The sequence below is a fragment of the Rhodococcus sp. (in: high G+C Gram-positive bacteria) genome, from assembly GCF_049286785.1.
In the GTDB taxonomy this organism is placed as follows: Bacteria; Actinomycetota; Actinomycetes; order Mycobacteriales; family Mycobacteriaceae; genus Rhodococcus_F.
Window position 1 is genome coordinate 1 of the sequence record NZ_JBAQEO010000027.1, and the last position, 6,462, is coordinate 6,462.

At 65.7% G+C, this 6,462-nt stretch carries 6 protein-coding genes; 3 read left to right on the top strand and 3 right to left on the bottom strand.

Features of this window, described 5'->3' with window-relative positions:
• Positions 1 to 578: 578 nt before the first annotated feature.
• Together WAW17_RS01360 and WAW17_RS01365 are read right to left on the bottom strand one after the other, a co-directional pair.
• Positions 579 to 1,496: a 3-oxoacyl-ACP reductase gene (locus WAW17_RS01360; RefSeq protein ID WP_422331236.1), complete on the bottom strand. Its 918-nt coding sequence runs from the start codon at positions 1,494 to 1,496 to the stop codon at positions 579 to 581.
• A 103-nt stretch (positions 1,497 to 1,599) separates the two neighbouring features.
• Positions 1,600 to 1,791, bottom strand: coding sequence for a ferredoxin (locus WAW17_RS01365; RefSeq protein WP_422331237.1), 192 nt, complete (start codon positions 1,789 to 1,791; stop codon positions 1,600 to 1,602).
• 287 nt (positions 1,792 to 2,078) lie between these two features.
• On the opposite strand from WAW17_RS01365, the gene WAW17_RS01370 reads away from it, so the two are divergent.
• The 3 genes from WAW17_RS01370 to WAW17_RS01380 are packed head-to-tail and all read left to right on the top strand — an operon-like array spanning position 2,079 to position 6,026.
• A complete protein-coding gene (locus WAW17_RS01370; protein WP_422331238.1) occupies positions 2,079 to 3,260 on the top strand; it encodes an acyl-CoA dehydrogenase family protein in 1,182 nt (393 codons plus the stop codon).
• 10 nt (positions 3,261 to 3,270) lie between these two features.
• On the top strand, positions 3,271 to 4,392 hold the full coding sequence (locus tag WAW17_RS01375; RefSeq protein ID WP_422331239.1) for an acyl-CoA dehydrogenase family protein: 1,122 nt from the start codon (positions 3,271 to 3,273) through the stop codon (positions 4,390 to 4,392).
• Positions 4,389 to 6,026, top strand: a complete 1,638-nt coding sequence (locus WAW17_RS01380) for a long-chain-fatty-acid--CoA ligase (protein ID WP_422331240.1) — start codon at positions 4,389 to 4,391, stop codon at positions 6,024 to 6,026. The genes WAW17_RS01375 and WAW17_RS01380 overlap by 4 nt, the downstream gene beginning before the upstream one ends.
• Here WAW17_RS01380 and WAW17_RS01385 read toward each other — a convergent pair.
• Positions 6,013 to 6,462 (bottom strand): DUF2249 domain-containing protein (locus WAW17_RS01385; RefSeq protein ID WP_422331241.1); only part of this gene is annotated, 450 nt, incomplete at its 5' end. The genes WAW17_RS01380 and WAW17_RS01385 overlap by 14 nt on opposite strands.

The following is a 6,462-nucleotide window of genomic DNA, read 5'->3' on the forward strand; positions in this document are numbered from 1 at the left end:
GTCCAGATCTCGTCCAGCACCGACTGTGTGATTGAGCCCAGTCCCCCGACGGCCTGTGACTCAGGTCATACTAACTAGAACGTGTTCTCCTGTCAAAGATGACCGCCGGTTGGTTCGAATCGTGCCACACCCGGACGCCACCCAACGGTCGATTCAGGCAAATAAAGCCGACAATGTCGACGTCGCTCTCATTGCCGATTCAACCACGAAACACGTCGAACTCCGCCACGGAAATTCTCTTATCATCCTGTGAGAGAACACAATCAACAAATGATCGAGTCCTCGAACCGGTGGGAGCGGGTCCGATCCGACCGCTTACCTCGTTCTCGTCGCGGCCCCGGCACGGGTAGCACACACACGTCACCCCATAGGCTGCCGGAGCATCCCCCCACGTACGACGACCACCGAAAACTAGAACACGATACAGTTTCTGCACACGGGAGTACCGACCCCGAATCGACCGTGTCGTCCGTTCGGCTGGCATCGCCCATTATGGCGCACTACCTGCGCGAACAAGCGCAGACGCACAATTCGTGTCGCACAGACAGGCAGAGCCCGTTTCGGAAGGAGGCGAACTGTCAGCCGAGCTCACGCAGCGCGGCGGAGGCGGAGAACATGACCGAAGGATCGCGGCCCTCGAAGTATCCGCCCAGTTCGTACGCCAGGGCCTCCGGCGTCCATTGCCCCGCGTCGGCGTCGAAACGCTGTTCGACCACCGGGGCGGCCATGAGAGCCACCATCGGTCCGTACACCACGAAGACCTGACCGTTGACCGAATCCGCGGCGGGTGAGGCCAGGTAGGAGACCAACGCGGCGACGTGTTCGGGCGACAGGGGATCGATCCCCTCCACCGGTGCTTCACCGAAGACGTTCTCGGTCATCGACGTGCGCGCCCTGGGGCAGATCGCGTTGGCCCGCACTCCGTACCGCGACAGGCCGCGGGCGGCCGACAGGGTGAGAGCGGTGATGCCGGCCTTCGCGGCGCCGTAGTTGGCCTGGCCTTCCGGTCCGAGCAATCCGGCCTCGGAGGACGTGTTGATGATGCGACCGTAGACCGGGGCGCCGGCTTCCTTGGACTTGGCGCGCCAATATGTGGCGGCATTCCGGCACAACAGGAAGTGGCCGCGCAGGTGCACCTTCAAAACCAGGTCCCAGTCCTCGTCGGACATGTTGAACAGCATGCGGTCCCGCGTGATGCCGGCGTTGTTCACGAGGATGTCCAGTCCGCCCAACCGGCCCTGCGAGGCCTCCATGAGCGCATCGGCGGTGGAACGCTCACCGACGTCTCCGGCAACGAACTCCACCTTGACACCCAGACCTCGAATCTCTTCGAGAGTCTCCTCGACGGCGTCGTTCGCCGCCAGATCGTTCACGATCAGGCTCGCCCCCGCCCGTGCCAGGCCGATCGCCTCGAACTTCCCCAGACCGGAACCCGCCCCGGTCACGACAGCAACCTTGCCGTCCAAGTTCACATCACGGTCAGCCACAGCATTCATGAACGCGTTCTCCTGGTCTCCGTTCGTCGCCGCAGGTCCATCAGCACGATCCGCGACAGGACGAGGTCACTGTAGAACGTGTTCTCGTTCTGGGCAACAGTTGTCAGGGATGCTCGCTGAGCGCTGCCCTCGGGCATTGATCGATGGCGGTGCGCACATCAGCCTCACGGCCGGGAGGAACGACCGCACTGGTGATGTGGAGTTGATCGTCGTCATCGAGCTCGAAAATGTCAGGTGCGATCCCCACGCACACACCGTTGGCCTCGCAACGGTCGAAATCGACTCTGACCTCCATGGAACCTCGCCTCTCGTCGGTATCTCACGCCCGGCACCCCGACGCGGAACTCGTCGGGAAAAAATTCCACCGGGCGGGGCACACGCCGTCCCGAGATAGACACTAGAACCTGTTCCAGTCCTGTGCAATGATTCGTTTCACGGCTGCGAGCCGCTCCCGGATACCTGTCCGGGCTGCCGGAGCCGACTCCGACACGCACCACAGACGCCGGAACCTGTGACAGTTCGCCTGTGGTCCGGTTCGCGGAACCGGCGGCGGGACCGAGCAACCGGACTGGAGAGGTATCGATGCACATCACCTACACGCCGCAGCAGCACGAGCTGCGGGAAGAGCTGCGCGCATACTTTGCGAAGCTCATGACACCCGAGCGCAGGCAGGCGCTGGCCGCCACCACCGGTGAGTACGGCGAGGGCACTGTGTACCGCGACGTCGTCGCCCAGATGGGCAGAGACGGCTGGCTGACTCTGGGGTGGCCCAGGGAGTACGGCGGCCAGGCGCGGTCGGCGATGGAACAATTGATCTTCACCGACGAGGCCGCTATTGCCGGCGCGCCCGTTCCCTTCCTCACGATCAACTCCGTGGCACCCACGATCATGCATTTCGGCACCCCCGAGCAGAAGTCCTTCTTCCTGCCGAAGATTTCCGCCGGCGAACTGCATTTCTCCATCGGCTACTCCGAGCCGGAAGCCGGCACGGACCTTGCGAGTCTGCGGACCACAGCGGTCAAGGACGGCGACGATTACGTCATCAACGGGCAGAAGATGTGGACGAGCCTGATCGCCTACGCCGACTACGTGTGGCTGGCGTGCCGGACCGATCCCGACGCGAAGAAACACAAGGGCATCAGCATGCTGATCGTCCCGACCACCGCCGAGGGTTTCTCGTACACACCCGTCCACACGATGGCCGGGCCGGACACCAGCGCCACCTATTACCAGGACGTCCGGGTTCCGTCATCCGCTCTCGTCGGGCCCGAGAACGGCGGGTGGGCGCTGATCACCAACCAGCTCAACCACGAACGGGTCGCGCTGACCTCGGCCGGGCCGATCCTCACCGCCCAGCGGGAGGTGCGTGAATGGGCGCAGAACACGAAGCTGCCCGACGGTCGTCGCGTCATCGACCAGGAGTGGGTGCAGGTCAACCTGGCCCGGGTTCACGCCAAGGCCGAATACCTGAAGTTGATGAACTGGGAGATCGCCTCTTCCACGGAAGCGGCGCCGGGCCCGGAAGCGGCATCGGCCAACAAGGTGTACGGCACCGAGTTCGCGACCGAGGCGTACCGGTTGCTGATGGAGATCCTCGGCCCCTCGGCCACCCTGCGCCAGAATTCACCCGGCGTCCTGCTGCGCGGCCGAATCGAGAGGATGCACCGCTCGTCCCTCATCCTCACCTTCGGCGGCGGCACCAACGAGGTGCAGCGCGACATCATCGGCATGACGGCTCTCGGCCTGCCCCCCGCGAAGCGTTAGGACTACGAACATGGACTTCTCTCCGACCGAGGCACAACACGACCTGGCTGATCTCACGCGTGGGATCGTGTCGAACCTTGTCACCAACGAACGCCTGCGCGAACTGGACGCCACGGAAGACCGGATAGATCGGCGACTCTGGTCGGCGCTCGCCTCGTCCGACGTGCTGAGTGCCGCCCTGCCCGAATCGGCGGGCGGTGCCGGATTCGGCGTCCTCGAGCAGTGCAGCATTCTCATCGAACTGGGCCGTGCGGTGGCGCCGGTCCCCTACCTCTCCTCGATCGTCATGGCGGCCGGCGCCGTCGCGGAGTTCGGGAACGCGGAGCAGCGTGCCGAGTGGGCGTTTCCGGCCGCGACGGGCGGCAGGATGCTCACCGTTGCCCTCGACGAGGAGCTGAACGACGATCCCGGCGCCCCGGTCACCTCTGCCCGGCCGGGCCCGGACGGCTGGACATTGGACGGCACCAAGATCGTCGTCGACGCCGCCCCGTCGGCAGATCTCTTCCTCGTTCCGGCGGCCACACCCGACGGCGTTGCGGTCTTCCTCGTTCGGCCGGACGATCCGGGCGTCGCCGTCACCCGGCAGCAGACCGTCGACTTCGCCAGCACCGGTGAGGTGCAATTGCATGGAGTCGTGTTGCCGGAGGACCGCATCCTCGGCTCCGCCGATCAGGGCGCCGAGATCGTGCACTGGCTCGTCGAACGTGGATCCCTCGGTGCTTGCGCGTACCAGTACGGCGTTCTCGACGAGGCGCTGATCCGCACCGCCGCCTACGCCCGCGAGCGCGTGCAGTTCGGCCGGCCGATCGGCAGCTTCCAGGCTGTGGCCCAGCGGCTCGCGGACGGTTACATCGACGTCAAAGGCGTTCGGCTCACTCTCTGGCAGGCGGCGTGGCGGCTGAGCGAAGGACTGCCGGCCGAGGGCGACGTGCAGACCGCGAAATTCTGGGCCTCCGACGCGGGGCACCGGGTGGCGCACACGCTGGTCCACATCCACGGCGGGGTCGGGCTCGACGAAGACCACCCCGTACACCGGTACTTCCTCGCCGCGAAGGCCCTCGAGTTCCGGTTCGGCTCGGCCACCCGTCAGCTTCGGCTCCTCGGCAGCGAACTCGCTATCGTTCCGGCATGACCACACCACCTGTGAACACGGTGTCCGACCTGCTCCTGCGTCTCGCTGATATCGAGGGGCAGGGGCTGTATTTCGAGGACACCTACCTGTCGTGGTCCGAGCACGTCGCGGCGAGCCGGCGCCGCGCTGCGGTACTGGATCAGATCCTCGACGCCGGCCGGCCCCGCCATTTCGGTGTGCTGATGGACAACGTCCCCGAATTCTCGCTCCTCGCCGGGGCTGCAGCGCTGTCGGGTGCTGTGCTGGTTGGGCTCAACACCACCCGCCGCGGCGAGGCACTGGCCCGTGATGTGGCCTTGGCCGACTGCCAGATCATCTTCACCGAGAACGGTCGGGCCGGGCTGCTCGAGGGCCTCGACCTCGCGGTGCCGGTGATCAACGTGGATTCCCCCCACTGGCAGGAACTGCTGGCACGGCCGCGGGTCGAATTCCGTCCGCGGACAGCCGAACCCGACGACCTTTTCATGCTCATCTTCACGTCGGGCACCAGCGGTGACCCCAAGGCGGTGCGGTGCACGCACGCCAAGATCGCGGGTCCCGGCGTGATGCTCGCCCAGCGCTTCGAGATCTCACCGAACGACGTCGTGTACATGTCGATGCCGATGTTCCATTCCAACGCGATGATGGCGTCCTGGTCCGTGGCGCTCGCAGGCGGCAGCTCCATTGCGTTGCGACGCAAGTTCTCCGCATCGCAATTCCTCTCCGACGTGCGCAGATTCGGCGTCACCTACGCCAACTACGTGGGCAAGCCGCTGTCGTATGTGCTGGCCACGCCCGAGCGTCCCGACGACGCCGACAACACGCTGCGCGTCATGTACGGCAACGAGGGTTCGGCGCCCGCCGTCGCGGAGTTCGGACGTCGATTCGGAACGATGGTGGTCGACGGATTCGGCTCCACCGAGGGCGGAGTTGCCATTTCGGCCACACCGGGTGCGCCGCCGGGGGCACTCGGCAAGCTTCCCGACGGCATCGCAATCCTCAACCAAGAAACCGGGAAGCCCTGTCCAACAGCTGAATTCGATGAAGCCGGGCGACTGGTCAACGCCGAGGCCGCGACGGGCGAACTCGTGAACACGGCCGGGTCCGGAGCGTTCTCCGGCTACTACAACAATCCCGAGGCCGATGCCGAGCGAATCCGCGACGGCAAATACTGGAGCGGCGACCTCGCGTACCGGGACCGCGACGGGTTCGTCTACTTCGCCGGACGCAGCTCGGGTTGGTTACGTGTCGACGGCGAAAACCTCGGGTCGGCACCCATCGAGCGGATTCTGCTGCGGTACGACGGCTTCGCGCAGGTTTCGGTGTACGCGGTACCGGACAGCGACGTCGGCGATCGGGTCATGGCGGCCGTCGTACCCACGCGCGACTTCGACCCCGACGAGTTCGCACGCTTCCTGGACGAGCAGCCCGACCTCGGGCCGAAGCAGCGGCCGTCGCTGATTCGGGTGTGCGCTCAGCTTCCGAGGACCGCCACGTTCAAGGTGCTCACCCGCACGCTCAGTGCCGAGCGGTGGACCTGCAATGACCCGGTCTGGGTACGAGGGCGCGGCGAGTGCGAGTTCCGATTGTTGACAACGGAACTCGCACGCACCTTCGAACCAGCTCAGGACCCGGGAATCCTCACAACCGGGTGAGGCGCAGCCGCCAGGCCTCGGGGCCTCGCTGCTCGTAGTCCACGCCGAGCTTGCCGGCGGCGCGTTCGGTGAGCTGCCGCAGCAGCGGGACCGGGTCGTGATGGGCGATCAGCACGAGTGACGATCCCGGTGCAACGGAGTCGAACGCTCCGAAGACCGTCGCATGCCGGATAGCGTGCGGCACTTCCCGGACATCGAGCACCGGCGCATCGGTTCGGTCTTCCTCACCGCACGTACACGTGTGACCGCCACACCCCGTCTCTTCGGGTGCCGAGTCGTGCTCGTGATCGTGACCGCCCGCCCCGAGCAACTCGTGCATGCCGAGCGTGATACCGGCCAGCGACACCGCGGGATCGCCGGCGACGACAGGCAGGATCTGCTCGTTCTCCTTCACCAGATGCGATTCGAACAGCACCCGGAGCGCGTGTCCGGCAGC

Excerpts from the sequence above, each read along its gene's own strand:
- WAW17_RS01360 (WP_422331236.1), bottom strand. The coding sequence starts at position 1,496 with ATGAATGCTGTGGCTGACCGTGATGTGAACTTGGACGGCAAGGTTGCT.
- WAW17_RS01375 (WP_422331239.1), top strand. The coding sequence starts at position 3,271 with ATGGACTTCTCTCCGACCGAGGCACAACACGACCTGGCTGATCTCACG.
- WAW17_RS01370 (WP_422331238.1), top strand. The coding sequence starts at position 2,079 with ATGCACATCACCTACACGCCGCAGCAGCACGAGCTGCGGGAAGAGCTG.
- WAW17_RS01365 (WP_422331237.1), bottom strand. The coding sequence starts at position 1,791 with ATGGAGGTCAGAGTCGATTTCGACCGTTGCGAGGCCAACGGTGTGTGC.
- WAW17_RS01380 (WP_422331240.1), top strand. The coding sequence starts at position 4,389 with ATGACCACACCACCTGTGAACACGGTGTCCGACCTGCTCCTGCGTCTC.